Origin of the sequence: Halorientalis salina (genome assembly GCF_005049285.1) — an archaeon.
Classification (GTDB): Archaea; Halobacteriota; Halobacteria; order Halobacteriales; family Haloarculaceae; genus Halorientalis; species Halorientalis salina.
In genome coordinates this window covers 192,268-209,515 of the sequence record NZ_SOSC01000005.1, presented here as the reverse complement: position 1 = coordinate 209,515, position 17,248 = coordinate 192,268, and the positions used below count along the sequence as shown (strand labels likewise).

14 protein-coding genes and 1 pseudogene are annotated in these 17,248 nt (G+C 56.4%); 9 read left to right on the top strand and 6 right to left on the bottom strand.

Annotation, left to right across the window (positions count from 1 at the left end):
• Nucleotides 1-32 precede the first annotated feature (32 nt).
• The 6 genes from E2481_RS11815 (at nt 33) to E2481_RS11790 (ending at nt 8,731) form a co-directional block, all read left to right on the top strand.
• Entirely contained in the window at nt 33-1,715 is a 1,683-nt protein-coding gene (locus E2481_RS11815; protein WP_136717354.1) for a hypothetical protein, read from the top strand.
• Entirely contained in the window at nt 1,716-2,609 is an 894-nt protein-coding gene (locus E2481_RS11810) for a hypothetical protein (protein ID WP_136717353.1), read from the top strand.
• Entirely contained in the window at nt 2,609-3,892 is a 1,284-nt protein-coding gene (locus E2481_RS11805; protein WP_250137806.1) for a hypothetical protein, read from the top strand. Before E2481_RS11810 ends, E2481_RS11805 begins: the two co-directional genes overlap by 1 nt.
• On the top strand, nt 3,893-4,921 hold the full coding sequence (locus E2481_RS11800) for a hypothetical protein (RefSeq protein ID WP_136717352.1): 1,029 nt from the start codon (nt 3,893-3,895) through the stop codon (nt 4,919-4,921).
• Nucleotides 4,918-6,918 carry a VirB4 family type IV secretion system protein gene (locus tag E2481_RS11795; protein ID WP_136717351.1) on the top strand — a complete coding sequence of 667 codons (2,001 nt, stop codon included), beginning with the start codon at nt 4,918-4,920 and terminating at the stop codon, nt 6,916-6,918. The genes E2481_RS11800 and E2481_RS11795 overlap by 4 nt, the downstream gene beginning before the upstream one ends.
• A gap of 355 nt (nt 6,919-7,273) precedes the next feature.
• Complete coding sequence (locus E2481_RS11790; protein ID WP_136717350.1) at nt 7,274-8,731, top strand: ATP-binding protein; 1,458 nt, start codon at nt 7,274-7,276, stop codon at nt 8,729-8,731.
• A 169-nt stretch (nt 8,732-8,900) separates the two neighbouring features.
• Here the strand turns inward: E2481_RS11790 and E2481_RS11785 are convergent, their stop codons facing one another.
• Both E2481_RS11785 and E2481_RS11780 read right to left on the bottom strand, forming a co-directional pair.
• Nucleotides 8,901-9,461 carry a DUF7342 family protein gene (locus tag E2481_RS11785; protein WP_136717349.1) on the bottom strand — a complete coding sequence of 187 codons (561 nt, stop codon included), beginning with the start codon at nt 9,459-9,461 and terminating at the stop codon, nt 8,901-8,903.
• Nucleotides 9,462-9,757: 296 nt separating this feature from the next.
• Nucleotides 9,758-10,606, bottom strand: coding sequence for a hypothetical protein (locus E2481_RS11780; protein WP_136717348.1), 849 nt, complete (start codon nt 10,604-10,606; stop codon nt 9,758-9,760).
• Nucleotides 10,607-11,498: 892 nt separating this feature from the next.
• Between E2481_RS11780 and E2481_RS11770 the strand changes: the two genes are divergently transcribed.
• Together E2481_RS11770 and E2481_RS11760 are read left to right on the top strand one after the other, a co-directional pair.
• Nucleotides 11,499-11,774 carry a hypothetical protein gene (locus E2481_RS11770; RefSeq protein ID WP_136717346.1) on the top strand — a complete coding sequence of 92 codons (276 nt, stop codon included), beginning with the start codon at nt 11,499-11,501 and terminating at the stop codon, nt 11,772-11,774.
• Between the two features lie 553 nt (nt 11,775-12,327).
• The gene (locus E2481_RS11760) at nt 12,328-12,600 is read left to right on the top strand and encodes a hypothetical protein (RefSeq protein WP_250137805.1); all 273 of its coding nucleotides are present in this window, start codon (nt 12,328-12,330) and stop codon (nt 12,598-12,600) included.
• Nucleotides 12,601-12,702: 102 nt separating this feature from the next.
• On the opposite strand, the gene E2481_RS11755 is transcribed toward E2481_RS11760, so the two are convergent.
• The 4 genes from E2481_RS11755 to E2481_RS11740 form a co-directional block, all read right to left on the bottom strand.
• Nucleotides 12,703-13,779 (bottom strand): hypothetical protein, encoded by a 1,077-nt coding sequence (locus tag E2481_RS11755; protein ID WP_136717344.1) that lies wholly within the window; start codon nt 13,777-13,779, stop codon nt 12,703-12,705.
• Nucleotides 13,776-14,642, bottom strand: a complete 867-nt coding sequence (locus E2481_RS11750; RefSeq protein WP_136717343.1) for an RNA ligase family protein — start codon at nt 14,640-14,642, stop codon at nt 13,776-13,778. Before E2481_RS11750 ends, E2481_RS11755 begins: the two co-directional genes overlap by 4 nt.
• Before the next feature lie 4 nt (nt 14,643-14,646).
• Entirely contained in the window at nt 14,647-14,889 is a 243-nt protein-coding gene (locus E2481_RS11745) for a hypothetical protein (protein ID WP_136717342.1), read from the bottom strand.
• Between the two features lie 243 nt (nt 14,890-15,132).
• Nucleotides 15,133-15,696 (bottom strand): hypothetical protein, encoded by a 564-nt coding sequence (locus tag E2481_RS11740; RefSeq protein WP_136717341.1) that lies wholly within the window; start codon nt 15,694-15,696, stop codon nt 15,133-15,135.
• A 155-nt stretch (nt 15,697-15,851) separates the two neighbouring features.
• On the opposite strand from E2481_RS11740, the pseudogene E2481_RS11735 reads away from it, so the two are divergent.
• Nucleotides 15,852-17,106: pseudogene (locus E2481_RS11735) on the top strand (RNA-guided endonuclease InsQ/TnpB family protein).
• Nucleotides 17,107-17,248 lie beyond the last annotated feature (142 nt).

The window sequence follows — 17,248 nt, the reverse complement described above, 5'->3', positions numbered from 1 at the left end:
GATCCCTCCTCGGTGGTCTCGGACTACTCGTGATGACCGCCGTTGTTTCGACAGCCACGGTCACACCCTCTGCTGGAGCAACAGCCACGCTCGGCTCACCACCGAATCAAACCGATCACGGGCTGGATACAGAGACGTTTTCGATCCTCTGGTCCGGTGACCGTGATCAATTCATCCCGCCCGAAGAGTATGAAGGACCATCACGATCAGCACTCGCTGTCCTTGCGAACGGGACGGACATCCCACTCGATGAACCACCCATAGAAGTCGAACAGTGGAATCGTGGGGATATACGAGAGTATCCGACTACGGATCGACGACGTTCGGTCTATCCCTCGGATGCAAGGCTTCGAGACCGGACCTTCCTCAAGGACGCGACCGCGAATATCTTTGCCGTCCAGCCGTCGACACGCGCACGGCTTACAAGCGGTGAGCAGCCGCTGTATATCAGACCATCGGGCCAATTGCTGGGAGCTGTCGACTACCGAATCGAGATTCCTGAGCCAACTGGCCCCGTTGGGGAGCGGACGATCTGGGAATACCGTTCATCGAGCATCGAAGAGGTCAGACTGCTCGTCGACGATACCGTCGTTTCACGACAGGATGGAGCACAGGTAGTCGAGTTCGAATACGAGGGCCTCGACAGCTATCGAAGCGATGATCTAACACTCTCACTCACGGCCGATATCGAAGCAGACCTTACGAAGATCACCGAACGCTGTACGAATCGGAGTGCTGATGGCGACTGTACGGAGGTTATCCGCGACCGAGAAGCCGCCTCTGAAACACTCACAGTCAGGGATACACTCGACGTCTCAGTGTATGACCTGTCGATATCGGGGTATCGCGCGAAGTATCCCAACGGTGATCTCGGCTTAGTCGTCTACAAGAGCGACCCGTGGCTTGGCCACACCGTCCCAAATGGAGATGTCAACGGTGTCTGGCGCTTTTACACTGCCCGCGATCAGGACTGGGACGTTCTGACCCGATCGGATGCAGACGGACACCAGACGATTCGCTCGCCATCCCAACCGTTGCAGGTGAGTGCGTTCCCTATCGAGACGGGGCCGTCAGTGTCGCCGCGTGCGAACGTGACGCTTCTGGAAACCTACGGAGAGACGACGTCACCGCCGACGCTTCCCGATGCGATCAACCTCGATTCGCTCACTGAGCCATACGAGGCGAGTTTCGGGATCGCGACACGGACGCGAACGACGGATCACGACCTTTCCAACGTAATTGCCAAAGGCTTGGTTCGCGGCACAACGGTCGAAGCAGAGCCGTCGTCCTTCGCAGAGATGTCCATCTACGAGAGCAATCTTACGCTCGAAGTTCTCGACCGGGAATCGGATTCAGTGCGGATCAAGCTCTCATTGCGGGAGAACGCAACGGGCAAGCCAATTGAAACAGCACAGCGAGATGGGTACGTCGTCCTGGCCGGTGAGCGGTTCAATACGACCGAGAACGGGACGGTCATAGCCACACTCCCGCGGGCAAATGGTGCCTTTTCTGCCAGGTATGTGCCCAGTTTCTGGTGGTGGAATACACCTGGCTATACGCCAGATTCAGATGTCGTCTATGCCAGAGGAACCATCCTCGAATGGTTTGGGACGCTGTTTCGATTTGCGGTTCCAGTATCGATGTTCCTCGTCGGTGTGTTCCTCATCGACCGGATAACCGGCTGGGATGTCTGGCCACCCTGGAGGGGTGTGTAGATGCGTCGATCCGCAGAAGACGCAGACAGCGGCTCTGTCGGCTCGAAGTGGACACGGCGTTCGCTCCTCGGGTTGGGTGCCATCGGCATTCTCTCCGGTGTTGTCGGGCTTTCACAGCGCGGTTCACCAGGTACTGATTCGGAAACGACTCCGGATGATCCAGCCGATCAGAGTTCGCTGGTTCAGGAAGTCGAGTTCGATGTACAGCATCTCGTGGTTCATCTGAAAGATGGACATGGCCTTTCGCGAGTGAATCTGATCGGACCCGACGGCGAGTTATTCACTCGGGAGTCGGTCGCGACGGGCGAACGGACAGTCCGTCTTCAGATTCTGGATGTCGATCCACTCTCGGGTGGCTATACCCACTATACGCCTGGGGACCACGAACTGGTGCTCATTGGAGAAGATATCGAGACAGAAACCGTCTCAATCAATCTCGAACCGTCGCTTGAGATTACTGACGCCCAGCAGTTTCATCGGGAGAAGTATGACGAAGATTATGGAAAGCTATCTGTTGAAATATCTAACACTGGTACCGCGCCAACATGGATATACGATATCTCCTACCAAGACTCGCCAAATTACGCCGCAAATGATGACTTGACATCAAGTCCCGGACTTCCCTATTTTGTAAATAAGGATCCGGATGAATCGATAATCACGCCCGGCGAAAGTAGACGTTTTGTGGGTATTAACCCTCCTCTTGTCTTTCCTGAGAACGATCAGCCGACTTGTGACGATAGACCAGTCGACATGACGGTCATTGTAGGGACTGCGTCTGAGGGGATACTTTCTCAGGAGATTTCAGCCCAAGTTACGGGAGAGAGTATCAAAACAGGACCATTTGGCCGGTATGTCTGCACCGAAGCGGAGATTGAGTTGGTTCAGAAATAATGGCTGAGCTAAAATCCCTACAGGACGTGATTGTCGGTGCTGCGGAAAAAGTACTAACGACGCTCTTCGAGCCGGTAACAAAGGTCATCGAAAAGCATGCTGATAGTTTAGTTGAGGTAGTCGTCGGAACCAAACACCCGAATGCAGTCTTCGGCCCACCCACGAACGGAGCGTGGCCTGGGATTTACGACTACTACTGGGACAACACCGTTCCACTGGCGCTGTTCCTCTGGGCCGTGTCCATCGGTCTCGTGATCTTCTTCGAGACAACGAGCCACCTCTTCAGTAGCTACCACCGGACGAAACTCAAGAAACGCTCGTTCTCCGGCCTACTGGGTATTCTGATGTGGTGGTGGATCGCAGCGCTCTCACTGCGATTTACTGCTGCACTTGCCGATATCATCGTTCCGTCCCTCTCAGACATCACACTATTCGAGACGCTCTCGTTCGGGTCACTGGGTGTTCTCGGTACCGTTATCACACTCTCAGCAGATTTCGTCCTCTTCGTGCTGATTGCACTGATCTATCTCGCACGAGAGGTCGTGCTCTATCTGTTCGTCCTGCTGATGCCGATTTTGATTGCACTATGGATTCCGGGCGTCGGGCCGTTCGTTCTCGTCTCGCGGTTCGTGAGCCGGCTGGCGGGCTTTTACGTCCCGTTCCTGTTCATGACGATCCCGGTTGCAATCCTGTTCAGACTCGGCGAACTCTTGGGGTCGAGCGTCGATCCATCAATGGAAGGATTAGGGCTGTGGCTTACGGCCCTTATCATCCCGCTCATCGCCGTCCTCTCGCCACTGGTGCTGTTCTGGCAGGCGGGGGCGATCTTCTTCGTCGCCGATCGGGCATCACACCGGATGTCAGCATCTCGTGGCCAGAAACGGATTGCGAAGACCCGTGAAGCAGGGTCGAAAACGAAGCATGCTGGCAGAAACTTCTCGCGTGGAACGGAGGGCAAGCCGGCGGCTACCCGTGACGGACAGTATCTGTTAGACTCAGGTGGATCGCGTGCCCACTCGGCCGGGGCACAACTCGCAGAGACCTCGACGCGACTACGAACAGTGTTCGACAGTCGTGACGGGAACGGCGGGAACGGTGGGGGCGGCAGTAATGGAGGCGGCAGCGCCTCCCAGAGCGGTGACGCTGGAAGTACCGATTCATCTCCGACAGACACCGCGAGCGAGGACTCCGAGCAGAATCGATCTTCGAATTTTGAGACACTCCGTGATCGTGACACGACTCGAACGCACGATGACGACGACCGACCACGCTACATCAACTAAATGGCACAGACACCACACACCGATCCGTCGAAACGCATTCCGAAATCGCTGAACACCGATGCGAATCTCATCGGGAGCTATAGCCTCGTCGACGTCGCCCTGGCGCTCTTTCCGGGCGTGGTCGTCGTCCTCTGTACGCAACTGCTCTTCCCCTCTGCAGCAGTTGCGGGCTATTCCGTCCAGACACTGACGCTCCCCATTGCGGGAGTGGCCATCACATTCGGGGTGGTTTTCGTCTCGTTGACGCCGAACTATACGAGTAGTATCGATTGGCTACAGATGGTCCTCAGTTTCTACTCGAACGACACTGAAGACGAACACGACGAGACAGCGGAATATACACAGGTCGAACGGGTTCATCCCGACCACGAAGCAATTGAGCGGACCGATGGCACGCTTATCGGACTCGTGCAAGTCGAGCCACCGAACATGGCGCTGGCGACGGGCGAGGAGTGGGCGCGAAAAGCAGATTCCTTCGAGGACTTCCTGAACACGGTCGTCGAGTTTCCGATTCAGATCTACTCGACGACACAGGACTTTCCCATCGAAGACTATCTCGGCCACTACGAAGCACGACTGCAGGACGCTGATGTGAAAGCGAATTCCCAACTACGGGCACTGATCGAGAATTACATCGAGTGGTACGAGACCGACCTCGAAAAACGCCAGATGACGATCCGCGATCATTACGTGATCGTCACTGTTGGACCTGAAGAGGTGCAGTTCGAACACGATAGCGTCATCTGGAATCTTGCGAAGTTCCCGGTGGTCGGCACACTCGTCCGTGCCTGGTTGGCCCCGTCAGTATCCGAACAACGCGAAGCCATGTTCGGGGAGCTTACACAGCGACGAAACCGTGTCGAACGCGGGCTTCGCGAGATCGAGGGCTGTAGCACGCATTCAATCCCTGCGAGTGAGGCAGTCGAACTCGTGGCCTCGTTTTGGGCTGGCGAAACGGTTTCGTATGGAGATACGGAGCAGGCTCTTCGGTCACGTCCGGTGGTCGCCAGAAAGCGGAGTGGCCAATGAGTAGTGATGTCGTCCGACCAGACGAAGACGCTCTCGAAGACGACGGTGAGGAGTCCAGATCGACGCCGTCGGATGAGCAGGCCGAGCAGAAAGAGCCAGCCAGTGAGGAACGCACTAACAGCGAAGATGAGGACTCGGGAATTTCGGTTTCACACGACTCAGAAGATGCACGTCTCGAAGACGTGTCGGAGATTCACCCATCGATCGTCGCACCCTCTTCGATCGAGCAGACGCCAGGTGCAATCCGGACTGGTGAGAGCTGGACCCAAACACTCTGGATTGGTGAGTTTGCTGACGCACCGGCTGACGGACTCTTAGAAGCGCTGTATTCTTCGAGTGATACACGTACGACGGACATCTCACTCCATCTCGACCCGCGTGATACCCAGCGAACGCTCGACTCACTGGAGAATCAGCTAGAAGACCTCGAAGCCGAATTCGAGTATCTCTCCGAGAAACACCGAGCGAGTGCGCGTGGCATCCAGAAAGACCTCGAAGACCACCGCGAACTGTACGACGTCCTCCGGAATACGTCGATGCGTGCGTTCGACGTTTCGATGTATCTCACAGTTGGTGCAACAGACCGCGAGGACCTCCAGACTGATAGCGTGAAGAAAACGACGCGGCGTGCACCCGCGAACCTCACACCAGTATTGCCACGGTGGGCACAGTCTGATGCGCTCATTTCTGGGAGTCCAATCGGCGTCGACAAACTGAATGAATCGCTCGATGCGAAGACGCCGATGCTCGCCGGTGCCGTGGGTGCAATGTTCCCCTTCGTTTCGGGGACGTTTGCCGAACCGGGGATCGAATACGGGACCTACGCATTGAACGAGAGTCCGTTGATTCTCGATCGCTTCAACAGGGAGACGGGCTACTGTTCGATGGTTATCGGACAATTGGGTGCTGGAAAATCATTCTCGACGAAACTGCAGCTACTCAGGCGGGCGATGTACGACCCGGAGACGCTGATCGTTATGCTCGATCCGATGGAAGGGTTTGCCTCAGTGAACGACGCCCTCGGTGGTGAACGGATTACAGTCGGTGGCAGACGCGGATTCAATCCGCTTGAATTGAAAGCGACTCCACAGCACGTGCTTGATCGAGTTCCCGATCTCGATCCGTGGGCAGAACAGATCTCGTGGGTACTGACGTTCTGTGATACCTTCTTCACCCACGTTGCGAACAATCCACTTGAAGATCGGAAACAGACGCTTCGCCGAGCAGTCCAGGAAGCCTACGAACGCCAGGGGATTACGCGCGACCCAGACACGCATCACCGAACGTCACCGACGATCCGTGACGTCATCGGGGTACTGGAGGATCTGCTGGACGACCCTGTTTCGTTCGGGTATCCAACGGACGGCGAAATAGCTGGCGTCAAAGACGATGCCCAGTCACTGTTGACGGACCTTCGACCGTCATTCCGGCCGGATGGCGACCTCGCAAACCTTGCAGAGCCAACGGAATTCGACCTCGACTCGAAGGTTCTCTATCTCGATCTGCATCAAGAAGAGGGTGCACGGGGACGGACAGAGACGAGTTTGATGATGTCTGTGCTGTTCAACGCCGTCTATGAGCGCGCGAAGCAGACGGACAAACGCGTCATCTTCGTGATCGACGAAGCGCACTATCTGATGAACGACGCAACGTCACTGGAATTCCTAGAGATGGCTGTCAGGCACAGTCGTCACTACGACCTCTCGTTGCACTTCATCACGCAGACGGGTGGCGAGTTCACGTTGACGCCGGAGGCCAGGACGATTGCGAACCTGTGTTCGATGACCGTCATCCACCGGGTGAACGAAGAGGCTGCGAAACTGGCGGAGTGGTTCGGGCTGAGTGAGCGAGAGGCCAACTGGGTCCGGACCGCGAAGGCTGGGAACGATGAGGACGGGTATTCGGAGGCGCTCCTGGGTGTTGATGAGGAGGGCTGGTTCCCACTGCGAGTCAGAGCAAGTGGGTTCGAGAAGGATGTGTTGAGTTCGGAAAAATAACTCTGAGAGCCTGATTCGGAGGGAAAGAACCGGAGCGGATGTTAGTTTTCCCAGAAGGCACGCTGCCGGTCTTCAATCTAAAAGAGGACCATCGATAGAACATTACGCCAGTCAACCGGATGTGACATATCCGCATCAGGTGTCGGTGCGTCCGGTCCCGGATGGTTCCGGTTCCCTCGGAGTGAGGGTTGGAACTGGAACAGTCTGTCTCGGCAGGCCGGTCATCCGGTGGCCGGATGCCACGGCCTTCAGTTTCTAATTTCACTGCTATATTGTATACTCCAGTACTCAGCCTTCGAGGAATGTTGTTAACTGCAGTCAACAATATTATCAGCTTTCCGTTTCAAACAGGGATATGGACGAAGCAAATCTACTGGCCCTGCTGAATCGGATGAATCTTTGGTGGGAAGGCGAGGAAGTGCAGGAATCGCTGAAGAAGGCGGAACATCGTCGTCGCGACTTCTACAAGATCAGAGAGCGATTGATGACTTCCCAGCGGCCGATTATGACGATCCGTGGGCCTCGTCAGGTAGGGAAAACGACGCTCTGTGGACAATTGATCGAATCGCTACTCACGGAGGATCACATCCCTGGTGATCGAATTCTCTACCTCACGATCGAAAACAGTGCGGTTCTCTCGAATCCTGAGGGAGTGATTGAGGAGGCAATCGAGACGTTCAAGACCAATATCCTCCAGAAAGACTTCCGGGATGTAGATGGGACAGTTTACGTTTTCATCGACGAGGTCCAGAAAGCTCCGAACTGGGCAGATACACTGAAATACTACACCGATACGTACTCGAACCTCCAGTTTGTCGCTACTGGCTCGATCAGTACTCTGATTAAGAGTGATGCGGGTGATACGCTCATCGGCCGGATGGACGAGCGAATCATGATGCCGATGAAATTCATTGAGTACGTCCGGTACGAGTCAGTTATCGACGAGGAGACGGTTTATGACGAGTCCACCGAACTACGCTCAAAACTCGCCGAGAGTGTAAGCGAGGGTGATTCGACGGCGCTCCGTGGTGCACTCTCACGGTTCTTCGGACTCTACGAGAATAAAAAGCCACAGCTGAAGCGACTGAAAGATGAGTATCTCCTCAAGGGCGGGTATCCTGGGGTTCTCAACGAGACCGTCCCAGATTCGTACACTGTTCTGGACACTGACTTGCGGAATACCGTCACCGGCGATCTCGCGAACGTGTTCCAGGTCGAAAAACCGGAAAAAGTGCTTCGAGTGCTCTCACTCATAGCGGCGTCGACAGGATCGAAAGTGAGCAAGTCCAGTATCGCCGAATCAGCAGATGTTAGCCGACAAACAGTTGACGCGTATCTGAAGCATTTGGACGAGTTCTATCTGATCAACCGTTGTCCGACATACAGCGGTTCCGAGTACTCCTCCGGTGGCTTGCCGAAAATCTACCTACAGGATGTCGGGATCTACAATGCATTGAATGGCACGCTCGCCGAGTCAACACTTGAGAAACCGGACGCGATGGGACCGATCTTCGAAACGGCTGTCTGCGATCACACTCGGCGACTACAATTCTTCCTCTCGAACGCCCAAAACGCGGACATCTACTACAACGATTCGGGTGGCGAAGTCGACTTCATTCTCGACAGCAGTGAGTACCTCCTTCCGATCGAAGTCAAGAACGGTGACGCCACATCGCGATCGCTCCGCGGTCTGAAGCAGTTCATCGAAGAGCGTGACGCTGATTTCGGAATCTGTGTCAACAATTCAGACGTACTGGACGATGAGGACGGTATCGTTCACATACCGGCTTGGATGTATTTCTTCCTCTGCTAGTCGCTGCCGTCCGGTTCGATTCTAGGCGTGTCCCTAAGGGAGACTTCATCAAAACACATACCCACTTCTCACAGACCCACCGTGGGTGTGTGACCAAGTTCTCAGTCAGAAAGTACGTATTTTCCGCTATATTTCCAGTTTCAAGAGTGTTGCCACCCATTTGTCGGCTTCATACGGCGGCGTCACCGGACTCAGTGGTGAGTGCTCGTTCGAGAAGCGCGATCCGGCGACGAGCCGTCTGCCACGCGGAGCGGTCCTCCCAGACTTCCTCGATGGATCGTTTGGTCTCAGCCGCATACTGTGCGATAGAGATCTCGTCGGGTGATGCGACGTCAAATTCCCTTGCTAGCGTCTCCGCACGCTCCGACTCCGTCTTCAGCAAGTCGAGGAGTTCCTCTGTCGTGTAGTCTGTTCGGAGCGTCTGGACGCGTCGCCAGTTCAGGTACGCCTGGTTCCGCTCGTAGGTGGCCGGCGAGTCCGTGACCTGCGTGACGATCCCCATCCGTTCAAACCAGTCCAGATACTCACGTGCAGCATCGACACCGTGCCCAGCGAGGTCGGCGACCTCACTCGCGGTTGCCGGACTGTCAAGTCCGAGGACTGCGTCGAAGAAGTCGTCCCGTGTTCGGTCCCCGCGGACGAGGTCCGCTGGTGGGGCCAATGTATCGAAGTCCGGTGACTCACCGCGTTCGGCAGCATCTGCCTTCAATTCGGAGCGCGGTTCTTCCATACGTAATATTCCGAATTCAGACGGAATAAATCTTCCCTCTGTGTACTACTTCATCTGTCCCGCCGAAACCTGACCTCTGTGATAGTCACTGACTTCTGCTGTGTGTCCACCCGGAGACAGACGCTGTCCCCGGTGGGACTGCATTGGGGTGGTCCCGGCTAGTGCCGTCGAGAGCCGTTCGAGGGCGAGACCACACAGTAACGGACCCGTGCAAGCAACAGCGCGTGGGGTGTGCTGAGTGTCCTGTCGTGGGTGGTCGTGGTTACATCGCGGTGTTCCTACCCCCGGGGACAGCCCTATCCGGTGACAGGGTTTGTCCCCGGAGTGTCGTCGGTGAGTGTCGTTCTACCCGGGATATCGGCATCGCTTGGAAGGACGAGCCGGCGTTCAGTGTATTCGAGGCCGTCCTTGCGATGGGTGCGGCGTTCGATATAGACACGAGATTTGGCGAGTTCGCGTAACCGCTCCATCGCGCGACCGGCTAACTTCTTGGCATACCCACGGCTGAGCGATTCGTCCTCGCGTTCGAGATTCGACTTGATGAACACGCGAATATCGCTGGCGTCGACGTACGCGGCAACCTCTCGACAGCCCTTCTTCCAGAGGCTGCCTAGGCTGTGGGTAGTGCGTTCACCCCAGATGCGGGCGGCAATGTAGTCTGCCCTGGTATTGGTAGCTGTCGAGAGCGTTTCTTCATCCATACGGGCGAGTTGCTGTATCGGCAGGAGATCCGCTGTGGGGAGCGTGTTTTCGCTGCGGCCGAGTGGGTCATCGTGGTCAGGCAGGCGGACGCGCTGGGTACCCTCCTCGTCAGAAAAGCGTTCGAGGCGGTCATCGGGGACGTCGAGTTTCTCCTGGGTGGGTGAGACATGTTCATATTCGAGGTGGGCACCCTTTTCGAGTTCGCGAGCCTGGAGTTCGGCAATTTGAGATTGGGTTGTGCCTGTGCGTTTTCGGAGTGCGTCGATGAGGGCAGTCTGCTCTTCGCAGGTCGTTTCGAGTTCCATGAGGTGCTGTTCGGTCTCCTGGCGGGCTTTCTGTTCATCTTCGAGGTCAGCTGCGAGGCTATCGATTTTGGCTTGCTGGGCGTCGACAGTGGCCACAAGGTCGGCAATACGGGCTTCCAGGTGTTCGAGGGCCGTCATCGGAAGCGGACTCCCGTGGTTGGTGAGGTTGTGGGCGATGCGACTGATCGTACGGGGGATTGAATACCCCTCGTGGACGAAACGAACATGTCGGTGTTTCCGGCTCCACGCGGCGGCCGTGCAGGCACACGGTCGCCATTTTCGTGGGCGACAACACCACCGCGAAGAGTCTGAATAGCAGTGACTTCCAGCGCGCACTTAACCTTTGCTAATAGTAAATAGAACTGTGGCGGAATGCCTAATTTATCGCTCCTGTAACTCTGGGTGTGACACGCGGCCCAGAACCCTCGGTCTCGACACGCGAGGTACTGTTGTTCTTCGTCGAGTCACCAGACCCTGCATTTACAGCCCGAGAACTCGCCGATGAGTTTGGGAAGACGCGGCAATGGGCTGATCAACGACTGAAACAGCTGAAAGACGAGGGGCATCTCGAAAGTAAGAATCCAGGGGGTCGCGCACGCTTCTACTGGATCTCACCGACCGGCGAACAGTATTTGGCGGACACCAGGAGCGAGGATTAATAGTCTGGATACCACCAAATTACGTTTCGAGGCCCTGACTTCTTACGCTTGATTGTGCCTGCATCGTGCAGCGCCTGCAGTCGATTGTGCGCCCACTGGCGCGTCATCCCGAACTCATTCGCTAATTCAATTGACGTAATGAAGGGAGCCTCATTGGACTTGAACGCGCTAATGATGTCTTCGTCGGAGACTGTTTGTTTCCCTTGGGCCATCTTCAGTATGCCACTATAGTTTACCAATAGCAAAAGTATTATGGTCCCTTCGGTACATACAATTAGATAGGAACACCGGCTCTATGGGGCGATATTACGCAGAAAGTCGCCCGCCTGCTGATACAGGCGAGCTGGGGTTCCTGAATCTTGAGAGAACCCATGGCAACAAACACGCGTACAGCTGAAAACGTTTCCGTCCGGCCACGATGGCTCTTCTGTGGCACGGACGCGACTGGTACCGATCACATCTACAACACTGTCTCCGGTTTTGTCGTCGCGGTTGCCCCCGATGGCGACCGTGAGCACGTAGCCGAATTAGTGGATGCAAGCATCGACGAGTGGATGGCCTTCGTTGCGCAGAAACGCGGCTGGGCTGATCGCCGACTGTACGAACACTTCGGCGATGCGCTGGCTGACCGGGTGAGTGGTGTATGAAAAAGCGAGTGGATACTAAAGCCGTTCGCCACCAACTGGCCCAGGCGTACACTCGGGCTGTCCATCCTGCTGTGATTGGGCATCTACGGGCGGCCTTACAGGAGTTCGACGCAGAGTCACAGGAAGATTTGATGGAATGCCCTGTCTGCGGACGACTTGGGATGGTTGAGCGGATTCGATCGCACGACTGTCGGGGCTGAATCTTCCTCAAAACCCGCCTCGAAGATAGTTGGGTCCGGATTTGAGAGGGAGAGCTCGATAGGTACGTTACGGCGGGTGATTCATCCATCTGGATCCTGGCACTGATCCTCACAATGCATTTTCCGGTGTGCAAGAATTCTCCATTCCACACGAAGACGCGGGTACGGATAGAGCAGGAAGTTAATCGAGTGGTCCTTCGGGTGCCACGAATTGGTACCAGACCGGTGTTCGGTCGCTGTTAAAGGGTCAAGCTCGGTGATGGTCTCTGAGTGAACGGTTTTCGAAAACCGTTTAGTTAGGATGTCCACCCTGAATCTAAGTAAACGAAGTTTCAGAAGGCTTGATTAGTGGTGTGCTGTCGAAACAAAGGCTGAGGATTCACAAGTCGGACTCACTTGTCAATACAGTCGTTATCTTACTATACAAAACGATAGCCGAGAGATTGGCCTCTGAACCACTGACGGAAGACAGAGTCTATCGTCTTCTCAAAGAACAGTCATTCCTTGGTGTTACCGAATCGAATCATACTGGCGGTGGCCAGGGAGAAGGGAGCTACCTCGAAAATCGTCTGTTGCGGGATCGCAAAATCCTGATGGAAGCACTGAATCAGTCTGACCGGTTTTGAGTGTGTTGGCTGTATTTCACTTGGTACAGGGTGTGCGTAATTGAACTGCCGAAGCACACTCCTGTTTTGCAGTCGGCTCTGTGGCGTCGCGATTGCCCTCGTTCACGAGAGGTGTTCCCAGATCGTCGTCGGATCAGTGTCGTTCAGTTCGGCGTTGGTCTCCATCTTCCGGAGTTCAGTGATGCAGCGCTCAGCGACCAGCGGATAGACGTCGGCCGGCGTAAACGACACGTCGAGGTCCATCAGGTCTTGCCAGTGTTCGGCCCAGATATCCTCGACAACCCGAGGATAGAGATCGTCGTTCAGGTGCGGACCGAACTCTCGACCCTCCTCAAGAACCATCGTTCGCACTTGCTTCCGGATACGGGCTGGCGTACAGTACGTCGCGACGACGAACTCCGCACCCGATTCCGCCTCGTCTGGCTGTTGCCCGAACTGCTCTCGGTTCAGTTCCTCGAACTCGTCGCGGACGAGTTTTACCCGGCGACCCGATTCATCGCTCCGAACTACGACACCCTCGACGCGAACGTCGTTGGCCAGCGACGACCTCGGGAAGGTGTACGACTCGGGATCGAACTCTTTCCCGGGGCTGCCGAGAACCGTCGCCGGAGTGAACGATCTCTCGGTCGGTACGTCGGGAATCCGGATTCGATCGAACACTTCCCGGGCGGTCTCAAGATCACAAAACCCCTCGAACGTCTCCTCGTAGGGGTTTCCCGGGGCCGTCATGGTCTCTATGGCCGAATACGGCAGTATATCGAATCCAATCAGTGCGGGGAGGGATTGGTCCGTGTATCCGTAGTCGAGCGTCGAATAGACGAGGTTCTCGGCGTAGACGATCAGAGGCTCGTCGAACTCCGTGTGGAGCGCCCGGAGTGCAGCGGTATCGACGCCCTCCCGGAGACAGTGAACGGCTCGGTGTAGCCCACCGTCGATGTCGTCGAGTGAATCCCGGTGACTCCCCCGGATCGTCTTGCGCGTTCCAAACACCAGACTCCCGTCACCGTCCGCGGCTGTGACGACCGGATTCGGATACCGGTCCGCATAGCGGTCGTCGTACAACGTGAACCGGAACGAACTCCCGTCGAACTTCTCCAGCAGCGTCAGATCCGTCCGGTCGAAGAAACCCGTCGGGACGACCGGGTGATCGTATCGCGGAATCTTCGGATACACCTTCATGCATCGTTGCCTCCCTGATCGCGCTCGTAATCGTCGATAAACGCTCGCGTCCGTGCGGCGACTTCGGAGCGGAATTCACTCATGTCGACGGACCGATCGCCGTGGTAGAGCTGTTTGTGCTCCTCTCGGGTGATGTCTTCGAGGATTTGCTCGTAGAGGGGCTGGAATGTGACGGTCCGTGCTTGGTCCTCGAACTTGGCCGCGAGCTTCTCGAACCGGCGTCGGGTCGCGTATTTCTCTGCCAGCACCATTGCCGAGCCGTCGACGGGGACCGTATCGTCGACTTCCCGGAAATCCGGGTGCAAAAGTTTCGCACGCTGGCCCTGCTTGTTACGGATGACGACACCTTCGGCGGGTCCGTCGTACCATGCCGATTGCGGGACGGTGTACGAACCGGGGTCGAAATCCCGCGTGTTTCGTTCGCGCTCGAAGGCGTTCACTGACTGGAGTCCCAGTCGCTCGAAAATCTGCTCGACGGTGTCCAGCGGGAGAAACCGCTCTTTGGTCGCCGACCAGACGTCGAATCCGAGAAACGACGGCGTTCGATCCCAGTCGTAGTCGATCGTGTGATGGTGCATCGCTTCGCCGAAGAACACGATGGCTTCGACGTCGTCGACCGCCTCCTGGAGAGCGCTTCGGTCCAGTTCCGTCTGGACGTGCCGAACGGCGTGTTGGTACGGGTCGGGGACATCCTCTGGTGTCTCGTATACACGACTCCGATCGCCAAATTTGAGCCGACCGGACTGGCGTAGCTGGAACCGGAAATTCGCCCCGTCGACTTTTTCGAGTAGCCAGAGGTGGCCACTCTCGAAGAGGCCGTCCGGTGCGTTCGCGACTCGTGGAATCGACGGGAACTGTTTCATGGCGTTACTCCTCCGGGTGGTCGATACCGTGTCGCAGGTCCTCGATGTCTCGCTCCAGCCGTTCGATGTGGGTTTCGAGTTCGTCGACGGACATCAGCGCCAGCCGAAGGAACTGTTCGTCTCGGTCAGGCATGAGCGGGAGCCGGCTCTCGGATACGTCCGGTTCGGTGGTACACTGTGACTGTTTGCGAATCAGTTCCTCGCGCGCTGCGCGAAGTTCCCGTCGAAGTCGATCTTCCTCGTTCATGAGTTGTCCACGCGTCCGAATGTGCAGCTCGCTACGGCCCGGGAAGGCGGTCGCGCGAACCGCTCACCGGACGCGTGGGTGTCCGACCAACGCTCGAGACATACCCACCGATTTCTGTCACGGCGGTAAGTGCTTTCTGCCGACGTGATCACCTGGTGCGATAGAAAGCCGTTCTGCTTGGGATGGTGACTGATCGACGGTTTTCCTCACAAGGACGATTGCCCCGGGCGAAATAAGGCAGGGTCACTCAAGTTCCTCAGCGACATCTCGGACCATTCGCGCGAGGCCAGATTCGAGAGTGGTGTTTGCGGCACGCTTGGCTTCGTGAAGATGCTCTCGTTGTTTTCCGTCGTAGTGTGTGGCCATTGCGTCTAGCTCTGCGCGAATGGCCTCGATGGTGTCGCGGTCGTCGAGTGCGTCGTAGGTCCGAAAGACATCTTCCAGTCCACGCTTGGCGGATTGTCGGACTCGGCCGTCACCGTCGGTCATCGCTTCGAGAAAGAAGCCACATAGTGCATCCGTCTGGTCGGCGATGGTTTCTCGGTCTGGACTACTTGCCTGCTCGTCCTCCAGGTTAACGGCTGCTCCGAGTCCGGGTGCGAGCTCGGACGCGACGCGGACACACGACTGTCGAACGTAGCCGTCGTCGCTCGTTACGTACAGCGTCGTTACACCGTTGAAACAGTCATCGAACGATCGAACACACTCGTCGATGTCCCACTCGCCGATCTGGTCAACGACGCGATTGGCACGCTCTGCATCACCGGATGCGATGTCCTCACGAAACTCGTCCCATGGCTGGGTCATACAGTGTCGTATCTCATGCTGCTCCTTATACGATATGCAGGAGAAAACCCACGAGTTCACTCGTGGGATGAATCCGTCCACTCTACGCCTCAATCCACCGACGACAGCAGGCCGACTCCCTAATGTTTAAGAAATACTCTCTTTACATATAACATATGGAGGTGCGGCGTACTGTCCCCGTTGCACTCGACGTGGATCGCGACGACGCCGCACTGCTCGAAGACACCGTAGACACGTTTCTCTGGGCAGCCCAGTACGTCACAGACCATGCTTTCAAAGGCGAGTACGTCACCACCAGTAAAACAACGCTGGACGACGAAACCTACGATGATGTGCGTGAGAAAACGGACGGTTTCAACGGCGGACTAGTACAATCCGCTCGGAACAAGGCTGCTGAAGCCTGCAAAAGCGTCGTTGCTCGCTGGAAGCAAGGTAAGAAAGCGTCAAAACCACGCTTCACCAGGCCACATGTCGTCTACGACCACCGCACCGCCACCTTCCACGACGACTACGTGAGTCTTGCCACGACAGACGGTCGCGTCGAAGCCGACTACGTGCTACCCAACGAGGGTAGTGACACACCGCATTCAGAGTACTTCTTCTCCGACGAGTACGAAACGACGGGTGCAGAACTGCACTACACGAACGGCAACTGGATGCTTCACGTTCACTGCAAAAAGAACGTGGTGTCTGGCACGTCGGACACGGAGACCACCGAGAACGGAACGGTTCTCGGGGTTGACCTCGGCGTGAACCAGCTGGCCGTCACATCAACGGGCACGTTCTGGACGGGTGACGAGTTCGACCACTGGCGGCGCGAGTACGAGAACCGCCGTGGCTCGCTCCAGCAATGCGGCACGCGCTGGGCGCACGAGAACATCCAGTCAGTCGGACGGAAAGAAGAAGGTCGGTTCAAACTGACGCTCCACCGAATAGCGAACGAGTTAGTCACTGAAGCTCGTGAGAACGGGTGTTCAGTGATTGCGTTTGAGGATTTGACGGACATCCGGAAACAGACTGGTGCGTCGTGGGGGCACAAGTGGACGTTCAGCCGCCTGTACGAATACGTCGAATATAAAGCCGCCGAGTATGGTATCGACGTGGACCAGGTTGACCCGGAGAACACGTCACAGCGGTGCTCGCACTGTGGATTCACGCACCCCGATAACCGCGATAGTGAGGACTTCGAGTGCTTGAAATGTGGCTACGAAAACCACGCTGACTACAATGCAGCGAAGAACATCGGCTTACGGTATCTCCGTCGGAACCAAAACGGGGCTGACGGAGGCGCACTCTTGGGCGTGCGCCTGAACAGCGGGACGCTGAACGTGAACGGAGGCTATTCTCCTCCCGTGTCACACGGGTAGAACGGGAGTCCACGCTGAATCCCACGACTTCAGTCGTGGGTAGCTCAAAGAAACTCAAGGCGAATACACCCACCTTCCCGTGAGGGACGAGTGTTCTGACGTTCTTTCGGAACCGAGGACCGAACAGGCGGGTGATGAAGCCGACACAGTGATACTACCGGACAGAAGTCCGTAGGCACCCAATC